We start from the raw sequence: 15,455 nt of genomic DNA on the forward strand, positions 1-15,455 counted from the left end.
GGCGCAGGTTGCGCGCCGAGCAGGCCGTTGTTGCGGTCCCTTCTCGCGCGATGTTCGGGCAACAGCCTTGTCGGTACGCGACCTGCGAACTCGCCACAACCTTGTCGGTCCTCGGCGGTAGCGTCGTCGACGTGACCTACTCGGGAATCGATGTACTTGTCCGCCTTGACGATCCGCAAGCTGCCGAGTTTCGTGAAGTGGAGGTGCCGGAGCCCCGCGACGGCGAAGCTCTGCTCCGCGTGCAGCGCTTCGCACTCACCGCGAACAACGTCACTTACGCCGCGGCTGGATACGAGCTCGGGTACTGGAAGTTCTTCCCGGGTCCGGAAGGCTGGGGACGTGTACCGGTGTGGGGATTTGCCGAGGTCGTGGCGTCGGCGAGCGATTCCGCAGCGGTCGGTGATCGGCTCTACGGCTACTGGCCGATGTCGACCTTCGCGACGATCGCGCCAACCGGTCGGCGTGGCTCACGGCTCATCGATACGACCGAACACCGGCGCGACCTTCCCGCCCTCTACAACGCCTACCTCCCCGCGGGCACCGAGAACGCGCAGCGCGAGGAAGTCGAGTGCCTGCTGCGGCCGCTGTTCGGCACCGCCTGGCTGATCGCCGACGCACTCGCGCACGAGGGGTATCGCGGAGCGTCGAGCGTGCTCATCTCTAGCGCCTCGGCGAAGACCGCGGCAGCCACCGCATGGTGTCTCAGCACACTCCCCGACCGACCTCGGATCATCGGCCTGACGTCGAGCCGAAACGCGGAATATGTTGCTGGACTGGATGGCTACGACGAGGTGCTCACATACGACGACTTTGCGACAGCACCGGTCGCGACGCCCGTGACATTTGTGGACATCGCGGGAAGTGCGGCGATCCGCCGATCGGTCCACGAACGATTCGGCCCGGAACTGGTGTGGTCGATGATCGTCGGCGCGACGCACTGGCAAGATCCGGCAGGTTTCACAGGCCAGGCCGACCTCCCCGGGCCAACGCCCGAGATGTTCTTCGCACCGTCCCAACTCGAACTCCGGACCCGCGAACTCGGTAAACAAGCCCTCTTCGAGGCCATGGGTTCGGCGCAAACGGCGTTCATCGAAGTGTTTGCGGAATCCGCCCAACTGGTCCGCGTCACCTCTCCGGCGGCAGTCGTCGACGCCTGGACCGGCCTGGCGGGAGGGACCAGCCTCGGCGCGGCGAGCATCGTCGCGGCCTGGTGATCAGCGGGCCGGAAGCCGGTCGTACCAGAGCAGGTCGACGATCGAGCCGTCACCGATCGTGTCTCCCCTGCGCTCGCGGCCCATCGATGCAAAGCCGGTGCGCTCGATGACCTTCCGGGACGCGTGGTTGCCATCGGCATGCGCGACGACGAGCCGCCGCAACCCGAGGCCGCCATGCGTGATCGGCGCGAAGGCATGTCCGACGAGCAACGAAACCGCTTCGGACGCAACGCTCTTCCCACGGGCCGCAGGATGTACCCAGTAGCCGACCTCGGCACCTCCATCCCGCGCACCGAAGTTCATGAGCGAGAACGAGCCGAGCGCCGGACCGCCTGCGGGCACTGCGGCGGCCCAATGGACGGCCGTTCCCGACGCAGCGTGTTCGCGTCGGCGATGGAGAAAGTTCGCAGCGTGCTCGCGCGTGTACGGCCTCGGCAGACCGTTGAGCCAGTGCTGCGACAACGGATCGCCGCACGCCTCCGCCACTGCGTCCACGTCCGAATCTTCGAACGGTCGCAACATGATTCGCTGACCCTCGAGCACCGGCACGTCGAACCACACAGAATTCGGCGCCATCGGTTCACCGGCACACAACGTTGCGGTCCAGGCGTCACGACGTTCGCCGCTCTTCACAAGGTCGCCCCGCGAAGTGCCCTCGAACGTGAACCCCGTGGCCCAGGCGACCCGGCGCGAAGCCCAGTTGCCAACCATTGCTTTCCACCCGAGGTGAGTCACGCCGAGGCCCGCCGGATCGAACGCATACTCGGCGACCAGCCGCACCGCCCGAGACATCAGCCCGGCTCCGCGTGCCTCCCGGCCCAGCCAGAATCCGACCTCGGCCTTCCCGTTGCCCGGTCGCAGCCCGATGACTCCAGCCATCCGGCGATCGACCGGATCCCTTATCGCCCAGATCAACTCGCGCCCAGATGCCCATAGTTCCGGCGCGATTTGCGTGACGAACTCGACTGCATGAGTCCGCGTGTACGGCGGATCGATGGCTGTGATCCATCGCAGTATTTCGGGGTCCTGGCAGAGTTCGGTGATGCGGTCGACGTCGTCGATCGTCGGCACAGCCAGGATGAAGCCCGGACCACGCAGTTCGAACGGCAGCATTGGTTCCTCTCCTCAGCGACGCCGCGACAACGCCACACCGCACAGACAGATCACACCGCCGACTATCGCCAGTAATGGCGGGACGTCGCCGAGCAGCACCCACGCCAGTAGTCCGACGATGGGCGGCGACAAATATGTCGTCACGCCGAGCCGCCCCGCGTTCGTTCGCGCGAGGGCATAGGCCCAGGTACCGAACGCCAAGGCCGTCGGCACCGCGCCGAGATAGACCAGCGCCCCGACCTCACCGCCGGTCGCGTTGCCCAGCTGGTCGACGAGGTCGGGTGTCGCCGGCAGGCAGGCGACAGCGCCGATCGTGCAGGCGATCCACGTCACTTGCAATGCGGGCAACCGACCCAGCACAGGCTTCTGGGCAAGCACTCCGATTGCGTAGGTCAGCGCCGCGACAAGGCAGAGCAGCACGCCCCAGACGTCGGCCTGCGGGCTCTGGGAGGTCGACAGGCCGATCGTCGCGGCACCCGCGAAGGCAACGCCCACTCCGATGACCAGCCATTTCGGAAAGCCTTCGCCGAGAAACAGGCCCGCGAACACCGCGATGAGTATCGGTCCGATGTTGACCAGCATGGCTGCTGTTCCGGCGTCGATCCGCTGCTCACCGGCATTGAGCGCGATGTTGTACACGCCGAACCACGCCAGCCCGCACAGGACCAGCAACCGCCATTCGCGGGCGGTCGGTGCCACCCACCGACCTCGCCACAGCAAGGCGGCGCCCAGCAGTGCGCTGCCGACCAGTAGACGGCCGAGCGACAGGGCAACCGCGTCGAAAGCACCTGCCAGCCACCGAATCGCCACGAACGCCGAAGCCCACGCGACGACCGTCGTAGAAATCGCTGCCAGCGCGCGCCAATCCTGTCGGACTGCAGGAGAAACGACGGCAGTCATCGCCGCTGCCGGGCATTCGGGCGAAACTGAAGCAAAACCCCCGGATTCCGGGGCAAATCCTTCACCCATGGGGTGCGGAAGACAGCCAACCGATCCCGCCATCCACGCTCACTCGGCGGATCGGACATGAGACTCCCCCTCGGCCGCGGTCTGTGAATCGACCGATTTCGACGACCAAGCCAGCCTACGGTCACGCACCGACGGATCCCCAGCGGTTTTCGGCCGTCACGCTCGCGGGCTGAGGCTTCGGTAACCCGCGTGCAACCCGTCCGCACACGGGCCATATTCTCGTCCGAGCTTTCGCCGAAGAAGGAGACCGACGTGCAGATCGATCCAGCCGCGACAGCTTGGCTGCTCGCAAGCACCGCACTCGTGTTGTTGATGACGCCCGGTCTCGCAATTTTCTACGGCGGCATGGTGCGCTCGACGGGCGTGCTCAACATGATCATGATGAGCTTTATCTCGATCCCGCTGGTCACGGTTGCGTGGTTGCTCGCCGGTTACACCCTTGCGTTCAGCGACGACGCCGGCGGCGGTCTGATCGGCAACCTCGATCACTTCGGACTGTCGGGAATCGACCCGACAACGGTCCGGTCCAACGTCCCCGAGCTCCTGTTCGCAACCTTCCAGCTCACCTTCGCGATCATCACCGCCGCACTCATCAGTGGCGCCATCGCCGACCGGGCGAAGTTCTCGTCGTGGATGGTCTTCGTACCCGTCTGGACCCTCCTTGTGTACGCACCTGTGGCCCACTGGGTTTGGGGTCCGGACGGCTGGCTCGCGAAGTTCGGCACCATCGACTACGCGGGTGGTCTGGTCGTCGAAATCGTTTCCGGATCGTCTGCGCTGGCGCTTGCCCTTGTGCTCGGCCCCCGCATCGGCTTCAAGTCCGAGGCGATGCGACCCCACAACCTGCCATTCGTTCTGCTCGGTGTCGGCCTGCTCTGGTTCGGCTGGTTCGGCTTCAACGCAGGCTCGGCGCTGACTGCTGACGGTAAGGCTGCGGTCGTCTTCCTCAACACCCTCGTCGCCGGTTGCCTCGGCATGCTCGGCTGGCTCGCGGTCGAGCAAATTCGCGACGGCCGGCCGACCACGTTCGGTGCCGCGTCCGGCGTCGTCGCAGGTCTGGTCGCCATTACGCCCTCGTGCGGTTACGTTTCCCCGGTCGGCGCCCTGATCGTCGGCGCGACTGCAGGCGTCGTCTGCTCGTTCGCCGTCGGCTGGAAATTCAAAGCAGGCTACGACGACTCGCTCGATGTCGTCGGTGTCCACTTCGTCGGCGGCGTCGTCGGCACGTTCCTGATCGGCCTGCTCGCCGCGGAAGTTGTCTCTGGCGGTCCCGAGGGCCTCTTCTTCGGCGGCGGACTCACTCAGTTGGGCAAGCAGACTCTGGCCATTCCGGTCGTCGCACTGTTCGCTTTCGCCGTCTCGTTCGCGATCGGAAAGATCATCGACACGACGATCGGATTCCGGATCACGGCGGAAGACGAGACCGGCGGAATCGACTTCGCGCAGCACGCAGAAACCGCGTACTCGGAGGGTGTGCACGGCCAGCAGCACAAGCGACCCGGCACCAAATAGTTCGCTACGCCGATCGGTCGGCGCACGCTACGCTATCGCGGCTGGGTTCGCGTCACCAAGCCGGAAGCTGGGGGATCGTCAATGCTCGATCGTGCAGCGCGGTTGGCGATCAACCGTCCTCGCACGGTGTTGGCGGGAGCGTTGCTGGCGACAATTCTGGCCATCCTGTTCGGCTGGTCGGCGGCGTCACATCTGAAGTCCGGTGGGTTCGTCGCACCGGATTCGGAATCGACGATCGCCTCGGACCTCCTCGCGGCCGACTTCCACACCGGCGAACCGAACCTCGTTCTGTTGATCACCGATCCCGTCAGCGCCGACAGCACCGCTGCACGGGCAGTCGGCGCTCACGTCGTCGAAGAATTGCGCAAGGAACCCGATGTCAGCGCGATCGAGTCGTACTGGGATCTTCCGCCGGGCTCTCCTCGCGACGTCGCGGCGACGCTGCTGAGCACGGACGGTAAGAACGCGATCATCACCGCGCGGGTCGCGGGCGACGACACCGATGCGCCTGTCCGCGCGGAGCGGGTCGCCGAGAAGATCACCGGCACGTTCGACGACGTGACGGTGCGAGCCGGCGGATTCACCATCAGCTTCAACGAGATGAATCAGCAGATCACAAAGGATCTCGCGATCGCGGAAGCCATCGCGATCCCGCTGACGTTGCTCTTGTTGATCTGGGTGTTCGGCAGTGTCGTGGCCGCGGTACTTCCCGTGCTCGTCGGCCTGTTCGCAATTGTCTCGACCCTCGCGATACTGCGCGCGCTGACGCTGGTCACGGACGTATCGATCTTCTCGCTGAACATGACCTCGGCACTCGGCCTGGCGTTGGCGATCGATTACAGCCTCTTCATCGTGAGCCGCTACCGCGAGGAACTCGATCGTGGTCTCACGCCGGAAGCTGCCGTGATCCGCGCGGTCCAGACGGCGGGCCGCACCGTGTTGTTCTCGGCGCTGACGGTCGCTCTGTCGCTCGCGGCGATGGCCGTCTTCCCGCAGTACTTCCTCAAGTCGTTCGCTTACGCCGGTCTCGCTGTGGTTTGCGCCGCGGCCATCGCCTCGATTCTCGTACTGCCCGCAGCCCTGATCTTGCTCGGCAACAAGGTCAATGCGTGGGACATTCGAGTCTGGCTGCGTCGGCTGTTCAAGCGTGAGGCGCCGCTGCCGCAGGCGCCCGAGGACACTCTCTGGTATCGCTTCGCCGTTGTTGTCATGCGGCGTGCACCGCTCGTTCTGGTCGCAGTCGTCATATTTCTGCTGTTCCTCGGCGCGCCGTTCCTCAATGCGAATTTCGGCTCACCCGACGATCGCGTCAACGCGTCCAACGCAGCGAGCCGGCAGGTCGGCGACATTCTGCGGTCCGAATTCGACCAGGACGTGTCTGCGACAGCAGTTGCGATCCTGCCTGGTTACGACGGTGACGCGGCAGGTCTTGCGGACTATGCCGAGCGGTTGGTGCAGGTGCCCGGCGTGACGCAGGTTGCCTCGGCCGCAGGGGTGTACTTCCCCGACGGACGAATTTTCCCGGCGCCCCCGGGCCTCATCGGCCCGCAGGGGACCTTTCTCAGCATCGGCACGTCAATCGACCCGTTCTCCGCACGGGGCGCCACCCAGATCGACACGTTGCGCGCCGTCGAAAGTCCAGCGCCTGCACTGTTCACCGGGGCCGCGGCGATCAACGAAGACGCGCTCGATGCGCTCGGCGCCAAACTCCCACTGGCGTTTGCGCTGCTGGGAATTGCCACCCTGATTTTGCTCTTCCTCTTCACGGGCAGCGTCGTGCTTCCGGTCAAGGCCCTCATCTTGAACATGCTCTCGCTCTCGGCTGCGTTCGGCGCGATGGTGTGGATCTTCCAGGAAGGCCACTTCTCGGAGACGCTCGACTTCACGGCAACCGGGTTCCTGATCCCGACGATGCCGATCCTGATGTTCTGTCTGGCATTCGGAATGTCCATGGACTACGAGGTATTTCTGCTTTCCCGAATTCGGGAGGAATGGCTGCGCTCCGGCAAGACGACCGCTGACAACACTCGCGCCGTCGCACTCGGACTCGGGCGCACCGGCCGAATAATCACCGCGGCGGCGGCCTTGATGGCCATCGTCTTCTCAGCGATGGTGACGTCCAAAATCTCGTTCGTACAGCTGTGCGGCCTCGGCATGACCCTTACCGTCCTCGCCGACGCGACGCTCATCCGCGGCATCCTTGTGCCTGCGCTCATGCAGTTGCTCGGCCGCTTCAACTGGTGGGCCCCCAAGCCCCTCGTCGCCTTGCACAAGCGAATCGGTTTGGAGGAGAGCGAGGAATCACCGGCGCACCCGGTGGGTTTCGTCGACGCTCGGCATAGATTGACCACGTGACTCCGACCGCCTTCTACCTACCCGATCCGACCGACCCGTCTCGGTTCGAATCGACCGACATCACGCGCGGCCCATGGTCGCCCGATGCACAGCACGGCGGTCCCCCTTCCGCGCTGCTCGGGCACGTCATCGAGCGTTGCGAACCGCGTGAAGGCTTCCAGATCGGCCGCGTCGCAGTCGAAATCCTCGGACCCGTACCGATTGCGCCGCTGACCGTCACAGCACAGGTCACACGGCCTGGGCGCAGCGTCGAACTGATCGAAGCAAAGATCACCGCAGCGGGTGTGCCGGTGCTGAAGGCGAATGCCTGGCGAATCAAACGCGCCGAACCAACGCTGGAATTGGACGAATCGGTTCTCCCCCGCGGCAATCGGCCGGGGCCGGAGCACTCCGTGGCGGTCAGTTCGTTCCCGTCGGTCCAGCCGGTCGGGTTTCACACGGCGATCGAATACCGTTTCATCACTGGCTCTTTCGTCGATCCGGGGCCGGCGGTCTGCTGGATTCGGCTGAAGTACCCGATCGTGGCAGGTACCGACCCGAGCCCGTTGGAACGAACTCTCGCTGCCGCGGATTCGGGCAACGGCGTCAGCGCGACGCTCGACTGGTCGCGCTACCTGTTCATCAACACTGATCTGACGGTCACCCTGCACCGCCAACCAATCGGCGAGTGGGTGTGCCTCGATGCCGCCACCTATCCGCAGCCACACGGCCTCGGCTTGGCCGAGTCAGCGCTCTTCGACGAGCAGGGACCGCTCGGCAGGTCGACGCAAACCTTGCTCGTAGGACGACGTTAGGCGCTGCTCGCTTTTGCCGCAGCCTTCGCTTGCTTCTTGAATTCCCTTACCTGCATGAGGGATTCGGCATCGACGACGTCGGCAACCGATCGCCGCGAGCCTTCGTCGCCATAGCTGCCCGCCGCGTCGCGCCAACCCGCGAGCGGCACACCGAGTTGCTTGCCGAGCAGTGCCAGGAAGATGCGCGCCTTCTGGTCGCCGAAGCCCGGCAACGACTTCAGGCGCTTCAGTACCTCTGCCCCGGTCGGGTCGCCGTCGGTCCACAACCCGGCGGCGTTGCCGTCGTACTTCTCGATCAGGTACGCGCACACAGCCTGGATCCGGCCAGCCATCGAACCCGGATAGCGGTGGATCGCGGGCGGTGTCGAGCAGAGCGCCTTGAACTCGTCCGGATCTGCCTCTGCGATGCGGTAGACGTCGAAGCCACCCATCCGGTCGGCGATCTTCTTCGGCCCGCCGAATGCCGCTTCCATCGGGTACTGCTGATCCAGCAGCATGCCTGTGAGCAGGGCAGCCGGGTTCTCGGCAAGAAGCTTGTCGGCCTCGGCGTCTTGCGCGAGACACAGTGTGCCGGTCATCGTCCCTCCGCATCGAAAATGGTCACTCGGACAGTGAACTCGATCCTCCCATGAGACGTATCTTGACGACATGACCGAGCCATCTTCTCCGCTCTCGTTCCGCTCTGATGAGATCGACGAGGCCGCCCTCGATCAACTCGTCATGGTCCTGGACCTGCAGGCAGCACTGCCCGGTATCCAGCGCCTGCGTGCGTGGGCGCAGGCAGCCCTGGCGGCTGCGCCGGGCGAGCACGCGCTCGATGTGGGGTCGGGAACGGGCAGCGAGGTGGCAGCTTTCGCAGCCGCCGTCGGGCCATCCGGAGATGCGGTCGGCGTGGATCCCAACCCTGGCATGCGGCTGGTCGCCGAGCGGCGCGCAGCGGAATCGGGGGCGGCGGCGCGTTATGTCGAAGGTGACGCCTATGCCTTACCGTTCGACGACGGCACGTTCGACGTGGTTCGCAGCGAACGGGTGCTCCAGCACCTGGTCGATCCGGAGCGGGCGATCGCCGAGATCGTCCGGGTGGTGAAGCCCGGCGGCCGCGTGATGCTGATCGACTCGGACTGGGCGACGTCGATCGTGCACCCGGGCGACCCCGAGGTCATCGCAGCGATCGCAGACGTGATGCTTTCGCGCACCGCGAATCCGTTCTCCGGACGCAAGTTGGCCGGGCAGTTGCGTGTCGCTGGGATGGTCGTCGACGACATCGGCTCGCAGGCTCTCCTGCAACCACCGGAGTTCGCCGCTGGACCTCTGATCCAGATGATTGCGGGAGAGGCCATCACGCGGGGAGCAATCACGGCGGAGCAACGCGACCGACTAGTCGCCGATCTCTCCGAAGCCGGCGAACGCGGGACGTTTCACAGCTCGGTGACGATGTTCGCGGTGCTTGCCCACAAGCCTCAGTCGGCCCTCTAGTCGGCTAGCAGCTTCTCCGTCGCGGCGAGCAGGACACACGTCGCGACGGCGTCCATCGCCTTCTCGAGCTCAGCGGGTGGCGGCAGCGTCGGGGCAAGACGAATGTTCTTGTCGTCCGGGTCTTTTCCGTACGGAAATGCTGCGCCCGCGGGTGTGAGAGCTACGCCGGCATCCTTCGCGAGCTTCACGACGCGCGTGGCGGTGCCATCGAGGACATCGAGGCTGATGAAGTAACCGCCCTTCGGCTCGGTCCAGGAAGCCACCTTGGACGAGCCGAGTCGATCCTCGAGAATCCGGCGGACGAGTGCGAACTTCGGCGCGATGATCTCGCGATGCTTGGCCATGTGTTCGCGGACGCCTGCTGCGTCCTTGAAGAAACGCACGTGGCGAAGTTGGTTGAGCTTGTCCGGACCGATGCTCTTCTTGCCGGCGTGCTTCAGGTACCACTTCAGGTTCGCATCGGAGCCGCCGATGAAGCTCACGCCCGAGCCGGCGAAAGTGATCTTCGACGTCGATGCGAAGACCAGCGGCCGGTTCGGATTTCCGGCAGCAGCCGCCATGCCGAGAACATCATGGGCCGGTGCGACGTCTTCGACGAGCGGGTGGACCGCGTACGCGTTGTCCCAGTAGATCCGGAAATCAGGCGCCGCGGTCGGCATCGACACCAGCGCTTCGGTGACTTCTGCGGAGTAGATCGCGCCGGTCGGGTTCGAGTACGTCGGAACTGCCCAGATCCCCTTGATGAGCGGATCGTTGGCGACAAGTTCGGCGATTGCATGAACGTCCGGACCGTCGTCGTTCATCGGAATCGCGATCATTTCGAAGCCGAACGCTTCGGTGATTGCGAAGTGCCGGTCGTAGCCGGGGCTCGGACAGAGGAACTTGCGACCAGGCTCGGCCACCCACGGCTGCGGCGAATCCACGGTGCCGTGCATCAGCGAGAAGACGACGGTGTCGTGCATCAGCTCCAAGCTCGCATTGTTCGCGGCCAGAAGGTTCGCAACGGGGATGCCGAGAATCTCACCGAAGATCGCACGCAATTCCGGCAGTCCGTTGAGGCCGCCGTAGTTGCGGCAGTCGGTTCCGTCGGCGGCCTTGAAGTCTTCCGCGCCGGGCAATGTGAGAAGCCCGGCCGAGAGGTCGAGTTGCGCCGCCGACGGCTTCCCACGGGTGAGGTCGAGCGCGAGTTTCTGCGCAGCGAGCTGCTCGTAGTTCGCGGTCTGGCGAGCGTGTTCAGCCGCCAGCTCATCACGACTCATCAATCCGAACTGTGTCTGCGCGGGCATGCTCCGAGACCTTTCAATGGCAATCTGCGGCGGGTCGACACGCCACGTTACCTGGGTCCGTGCTTGGAGATCGCAGCGAATTTAAGGGGACCCCGCGCACCCGGCAGAGCCCGTTGACCCTTGCTGCCTTCCGGCCCTGGGGGAGTTCACAGGATGCGCGCCGCGCGGGATCCGTCAGCAAGTGTAGCGGCGGATGCCGACACGGTTGCGCATGGGTGGTGGTCGGCGCGATTCTTTGGCAGCGCGGGTCGTCAAGTAGAACCCGCTGAGATTCGCCCCGCCGGCCACGACGCAAACAGCAGAGCGGCCACAGGCCACCAGGCGAATCCGGACCACACCCGAACGTGAAGTGGACTCCCCCGAGATTCGCCCCGCCGGCCACGGCGCAACAGCAGAGCGGCCACAGGCCACCAGGCGAATCCGGACCACACCCGAACGTGAAATGGACTCCCCCGAGATTCGCCCCGCCGGCCACGGCGCAACAGCAGAGCGGCCATAGGCCACTAGGCGAATCCGGACCACACCCGAACGTGAAGTAGACTCCCCCACGGAGGATTCGCCTAGTGGCCTATGGCGCTCGCCTGGAACGCGGGTTGGGTTAACGCCCTCAGGGGTTCAAATCCCCTATCCTCCGCCACACGATCAAGCCCCCGACCTGCTTGCCTTGGTCGGGGGCTCGACTCGTCCCGGGGCTAGTGCTCGCCCGGCTATCAGCGACAACTGGTCGGGCGGGGTTGCGTCGCAACCCGGGGTCGGCGTCGTGACGCGTTCGCAGGCCGAACAGGCGGATGGCCGAACATCGCCCGACAACCCCCCACCACAAGCACCTGCTCACCGCCACCACCGCGGTTCGCAGGCCGAACAGGCGGATGGCTCAACATCGCCCGACAACCCCCCACCACAAGCACCTGCCCACCGCCACCACCACGGATTCGCATACCGAACAGGCCGTTGGCTCAACATCGCCCGACAACCCCCACCACAAGCACCTGCCCACCGCCACCACCACGGATTCGCATACCGAACAGGCCGTTGGCTCAACATCGCCCGACAACCCCCCACGACAAGCACCTGCTCACCGCCACCACCACGCGTTCGCAGGCCGAACAGGCCGTTGGCTCAACATCGCCCGACAACCCCCCACGACAAGCACCTGCTCACCGCCACCACCGTGCGTTCGCAGGCCGAACAGGCCGTTGGCTCAACATCGCCCGACAACCCCCCACGACAAGCACCTGCTCGGCGCCACCACCACGGATCCGCATGCACACCCAAGCCTGCTCGGCGCCTAGTCGACGGGGTGCAAGATGGTCGGTAGGGAAAGGAGACCCATGACTGCCATCGCGGTGACCGGCGTGACCGGTCGACTCGGTTCGCTCGTGGCTCGGCGACTCGCGGATTCCGGCGCAACCCTTCGCCTGGTTGCCCGCGACCCGTCGCGGGTCCAACCCATTGGCGACGCGGTTGTTGCCGCCGCGACCTACGACGACGCCGCCGCGTTCGAAGCCGCAGTGTCGGGCGCGTCGACGCTCCTTCTCGTTTCGGCGACGGAAAGCGACACTCGCGTCGCCGACCACATCACTGCCATCGATGCGGCAATCGCCGCAGGCGTCGAGCGCATTGTGTACATCTCTTTCCAGGGCGCAGCGCCGGATGCGACGTTCACTTTCGCGCGCGATCACTGGCACACCGAGCAACACCTGAAGAGCACCGGCATCGCGCACACGATCCTGCGCGACAACAATTACCTCGCCTACGTGCCGGCGTTGGTCGATCGTGCGGACGGGGTCATTCGCGGACCCGCCGGCGAGGGCAGGTTCGCTCCCGTCTCGCACGAGGACATCGCGGACGTTGCGGCAGCCGTGCTGTCCAATGACGAACTGCTGGCCAACGAGACGCGGGATATCACTGGGCCACAAGCACTTTCGCTCAACGACGTCGCGCGGACCCTAACCGCCCGAACCGGCCGCACCATCACCTACGAACCCCAAACCCGAGACGAAGCGTTCGCAAGCCGGGCACACTACGGCGCACCGCAGTGGATGGTCGAGGGCTGGGTCAGCTCGTACGAGGCCATCGCCACGGGGGAACTCGGCACAGTCTCGGACACCGTCGAAACAGTGACCGGCCACCCACCTACGTCCCTCGAGCAATACCTCGACGCGCAACCCGAGGCACTCGCCGGACTGTTCGCGCACGCCGAGGCAGCAGACGCCGCAATCGAGAAACCGTCGCGCTGGCGCAAACAACTCACCGACCACCTCGGCCATCGCATCGATACGACGTCGGGACCGACGACGTCTACCTTCCGTTTCGGCGACGGCTTCGCACTGGCGACCGACACCGAAGCCGGACTACGGCTCGAAGCCGAAGCCGCCACGGGCGATCGACTAGCTCAGATCCAGGACGTCGTCAGCAGGCACTTGGAACGATTTGCCCACCGTCACGAGATCTCGATCAGTTGGGGTCCTTCGCCTTCTCGCTGACCGCCTTGCCTGCCGCTTTCGCCCTTCCGAACAAGGACGACGCAAGACCGCCTGCCACACCGGCAGCATTGCTCACTGCCTCCGCGACCGACTTTCCGGTAAGCGACTTGATCGGTTGCACACCGTCCCCGAGTACTCCCATCGAGATCTGCACGACTCCCTCTGCTGCACCTTTCACCGCGGCAGAGGCGTGAATCGCTGTGTCGTCGAATGCCTTTGCAGCAGCATCGTCCTTCGCATACTGCGCCAGAAGGGCTTTCGCAAACCAGAGCGGGCTGTCGGTGTTCTGATGCTCCGACGCCTTCTCGGCGGCTGCCTGCATGAGGCGCGCCGGAATGGTGAATTCGACCGGCACGCCTTCTTTCTCGGCTCGATCGTGAATACCGCTGAGGATCGCGAAGCTCGTGCCCCACTCGTTGGTCAGCTCACCGGCTCTCAGCACCGAGGGCAAGATGTTGTCCAGCGGCAGGAACGCCGCGCGCTCGGAGAGTTGCTGGACCAGCGGCGACGGGACGTTGTCGGTGAGCCGTAGCAGCTGATTCCAGAGGTTCTGCTGTTCATCTGGCTCCAGCGCGGTACCGAGTAGGTCGTCGTCATCGGCGCTCTCGTTGATGATTCCCAACGTCTGCGCGCGAGCTTCGAGCGGCATCCCGGCCGCTACACCGAGCATCTCGGGGAGGACTCCGCTTTCGCTCGCATCCACCAGCGCGGAGCGCATCTCGTCGGGGTCGAAATCGGCAGCTACGGCCGAAACGCGATCCTGCTGCGCCTTCGGCAGCAGCGGAACGAGTGCCAGGAGGTCTGGCAATCGGCCTGCGGCAAGGACGCTCCTGACCGCCGAATCGAATCTGGCCGGATCGAGCGAACCGATCTCTGCGGCGAACGTATCCCGCACAGCGTCGGGCACTCGGGAAATCAGCGGCAGCGCCGAGGCAAACGCATCGCTCGCCACAACCTTCGCGACTACCGCGCGATCCTGCAGCGCCTGCGCCTGAGCGAGGACGTCCAGGCCCGCGGTCGTCAAGTTGGGCACCAGCGCAAGCAGCGCGGACCATTGATCCATGCGAACAGCAGTGTCCACAAGAGAGTTCATGACGTCGGCGCTTTCGAACGCCTTCGTCTGGGCGAACCGGACGAGATTCGGCGGTGTCATCGACGCGGTCGTCGGCAAGAGCATGTCGAACTGACTCGACGCGTGTACCGCGCGCACGAGCCCGTCGAGAACTGAATCGCTCTGCTGGGCAGCAATATTGGCCAGCCGCCCACGAAGGTCGAGATTGACCTCGTTGAGTAGCTCGATTGCGATGTCGAGTAGGTCGGCTTCCTTGGCGGTCTGCAGGATTCGCGCGATCCGGGCGTCGTCGATCAGCGGCATGATGACGTCGAACTGCGCCTTGTTCTCGGCAACTTCGGCGATCTTGAGCAGCGAGACGTCGTCGATGTAGGGCAGCAGACCCTGCAGTTGGTCGGCTGTCACGTAATCGATGAGCTGGCCGAGGGACACGTACTCCTTCGCGCCGAGCAGGATCGGCGCCAGTTTCCGGGCGACCTCGACCGGCACCTTCGCAACGAGTGGACCGACCCGACGCGGATCGATATAGGGCACGGTCGCAGCCATGAGGTCCGGCGGCAGCTTGGGGACGAGCTTGAGCGCCTTTTCCTCGTCGACGAGACTGGCGACGCCTGCGGCCATCCGAGGTTCGAAGTACATCGGCGCGAGCTTGATGATCACCGCATTCGGCACCATCTTGGCGGCCGCTGCGAGGTTCTTCAGCCTCGATTCGGACGCGAGGAAGAACTGGTCGGCAACCATGTGGCGGAATTCGCGCAGCTCCTGCCAGCCGATCGGCTCGAGGAATGCCAGCGCCTCGATGTCCTCGCCCAGCACGCGCGCGAGCTTGATCAGCTCGGCCTTGGTATCGATGACATCGGTCATTTCTTGCCTCCGATGATCGCCCGAACCGGTCCGCGCAGCATCATCGGCAGACCGTTGATGGTCTCCTCGGTACTCTTGTCGAGCTCTGCGAGCTGGTGGACCTTGGCGTTCTTGAGTGTCTCCGCGAGCCACGCCAACTTGTCTTCGCCCAGTGTCAAGAATTTGGCGGGCAAGGCACCGCCCAACTCGTTCGTCAGGGCCTGGGATCCGTCACTCATTACCGCTCCTGCTCCGCGTGTCTCGCCGTCGACGCTGCAGCTCAGACAGTAGGCCCGCACGGCGACGTCGACAGGCGAACGAAGATTTTCGCGCGA

General features: G+C 65.0%; 12 protein-coding genes, 1 tRNA gene and 1 other RNA gene. 7 read left to right on the plus strand and 7 right to left on the minus strand.

Annotated elements, in window-relative coordinates:
• Positions 1-131: 131 nt before the first annotated feature.
• A complete protein-coding gene (locus JGU72_RS15725) occupies positions 132-1,214 on the plus strand; it encodes a DUF2855 family protein (protein ID WP_199684899.1) in 1,083 nt (360 codons plus the stop codon).
• Here the strand turns inward: JGU72_RS15725 and JGU72_RS15730 are convergent, their stop codons facing one another.
• Together JGU72_RS15730 and JGU72_RS15735 are read right to left on the minus strand one after the other, a co-directional pair.
• Positions 1,215-2,327, minus strand: a complete 1,113-nt coding sequence (locus JGU72_RS15730) for a GNAT family N-acetyltransferase (RefSeq protein ID WP_199684900.1) — start codon at positions 2,325-2,327, stop codon at positions 1,215-1,217.
• A gap of 12 nt (positions 2,328-2,339) precedes the next feature.
• Complete coding sequence (locus JGU72_RS15735) at positions 2,340-3,227, minus strand: DMT family transporter (RefSeq protein ID WP_199684901.1); 888 nt, start codon at positions 3,225-3,227, stop codon at positions 2,340-2,342.
• Positions 3,228-3,548: 321 nt separating this feature from the next.
• Here JGU72_RS15735 and JGU72_RS15740 point away from each other — a divergent pair, with 321 nt between their 5' ends.
• From JGU72_RS15740 to JGU72_RS15750, 3 genes are all read left to right on the plus strand, one after another.
• Positions 3,549-4,808: an ammonium transporter gene (locus JGU72_RS15740; RefSeq protein ID WP_199684902.1), complete on the plus strand. Its 1,260-nt coding sequence runs from the start codon at positions 3,549-3,551 to the stop codon at positions 4,806-4,808.
• An 81-nt stretch (positions 4,809-4,889) separates the two neighbouring features.
• A complete protein-coding gene (locus tag JGU72_RS15745; RefSeq protein WP_199684903.1) occupies positions 4,890-7,163 on the plus strand; it encodes an MMPL family transporter in 2,274 nt (757 codons plus the stop codon).
• Positions 7,160-7,957 carry a thioesterase family protein gene (locus tag JGU72_RS15750; RefSeq protein WP_199684904.1) on the plus strand — a complete coding sequence of 266 codons (798 nt, stop codon included), beginning with the start codon at positions 7,160-7,162 and terminating at the stop codon, positions 7,955-7,957. The genes JGU72_RS15745 and JGU72_RS15750 overlap by 4 nt, the downstream gene beginning before the upstream one ends.
• Here the strand turns inward: JGU72_RS15750 and JGU72_RS15755 are convergent.
• Complete coding sequence (locus JGU72_RS15755; protein ID WP_199684905.1) at positions 7,954-8,535, minus strand: HhH-GPD-type base excision DNA repair protein; 582 nt, start codon at positions 8,533-8,535, stop codon at positions 7,954-7,956. The two genes, JGU72_RS15750 and JGU72_RS15755, sit on opposite strands and share 4 nt — an antisense overlap.
• A gap of 70 nt (positions 8,536-8,605) precedes the next feature.
• On the opposite strand from JGU72_RS15755, the gene JGU72_RS15760 reads away from it, so the two are divergent.
• Positions 8,606-9,433 carry a methyltransferase domain-containing protein gene (locus JGU72_RS15760; RefSeq protein WP_199684906.1) on the plus strand — a complete coding sequence of 276 codons (828 nt, stop codon included), beginning with the start codon at positions 8,606-8,608 and terminating at the stop codon, positions 9,431-9,433.
• Here JGU72_RS15760 and JGU72_RS15765 read toward each other — a convergent pair.
• A complete protein-coding gene (locus JGU72_RS15765; RefSeq protein WP_199684907.1) occupies positions 9,430-10,719 on the minus strand; it encodes an aspartate aminotransferase type Ic in 1,290 nt (429 codons plus the stop codon). The two genes, JGU72_RS15760 and JGU72_RS15765, sit on opposite strands and share 4 nt — an antisense overlap.
• 81 nt (positions 10,720-10,800) lie before the next feature.
• An RNA gene (ffs, locus tag JGU72_RS15770) (signal recognition particle sRNA small type) lies at positions 10,801-10,895 on the minus strand.
• A 373-nt stretch (positions 10,896-11,268) separates the two neighbouring features.
• Between ffs and JGU72_RS15775 the strand changes: the two genes are divergently transcribed.
• Together JGU72_RS15775 and JGU72_RS15780 are read left to right on the plus strand one after the other, a co-directional pair.
• Positions 11,269-11,356, plus strand: a tRNA-Ser gene (locus JGU72_RS15775).
• Positions 11,357-12,050: 694 nt separating this feature from the next.
• Positions 12,051-13,205 carry a DUF2218 domain-containing protein gene (locus JGU72_RS15780; RefSeq protein ID WP_199684908.1) on the plus strand — a complete coding sequence of 385 codons (1,155 nt, stop codon included), beginning with the start codon at positions 12,051-12,053 and terminating at the stop codon, positions 13,203-13,205.
• Here JGU72_RS15780 and JGU72_RS15785 read toward each other — a convergent pair.
• Together JGU72_RS15785 and JGU72_RS15790 are read right to left on the minus strand one after the other, a co-directional pair.
• Positions 13,177-15,141, minus strand: coding sequence for a hypothetical protein (locus JGU72_RS15785; protein WP_199684909.1), 1,965 nt, complete (start codon positions 15,139-15,141; stop codon positions 13,177-13,179). The genes JGU72_RS15780 and JGU72_RS15785 overlap by 29 nt on opposite strands.
• Positions 15,138-15,359: a hypothetical protein gene (locus tag JGU72_RS15790; RefSeq protein WP_199684910.1), complete on the minus strand. Its 222-nt coding sequence runs from the start codon at positions 15,357-15,359 to the stop codon at positions 15,138-15,140. Before JGU72_RS15790 ends, JGU72_RS15785 begins: the two co-directional genes overlap by 4 nt.
• Positions 15,360-15,455: the final 96 nt, after the last annotated feature.

The sequence above is a fragment of the Antrihabitans auranticaus genome (assembly GCF_016481275.1).
GTDB lineage: Bacteria > Actinomycetota > Actinomycetes > Mycobacteriales > Mycobacteriaceae > Antrihabitans.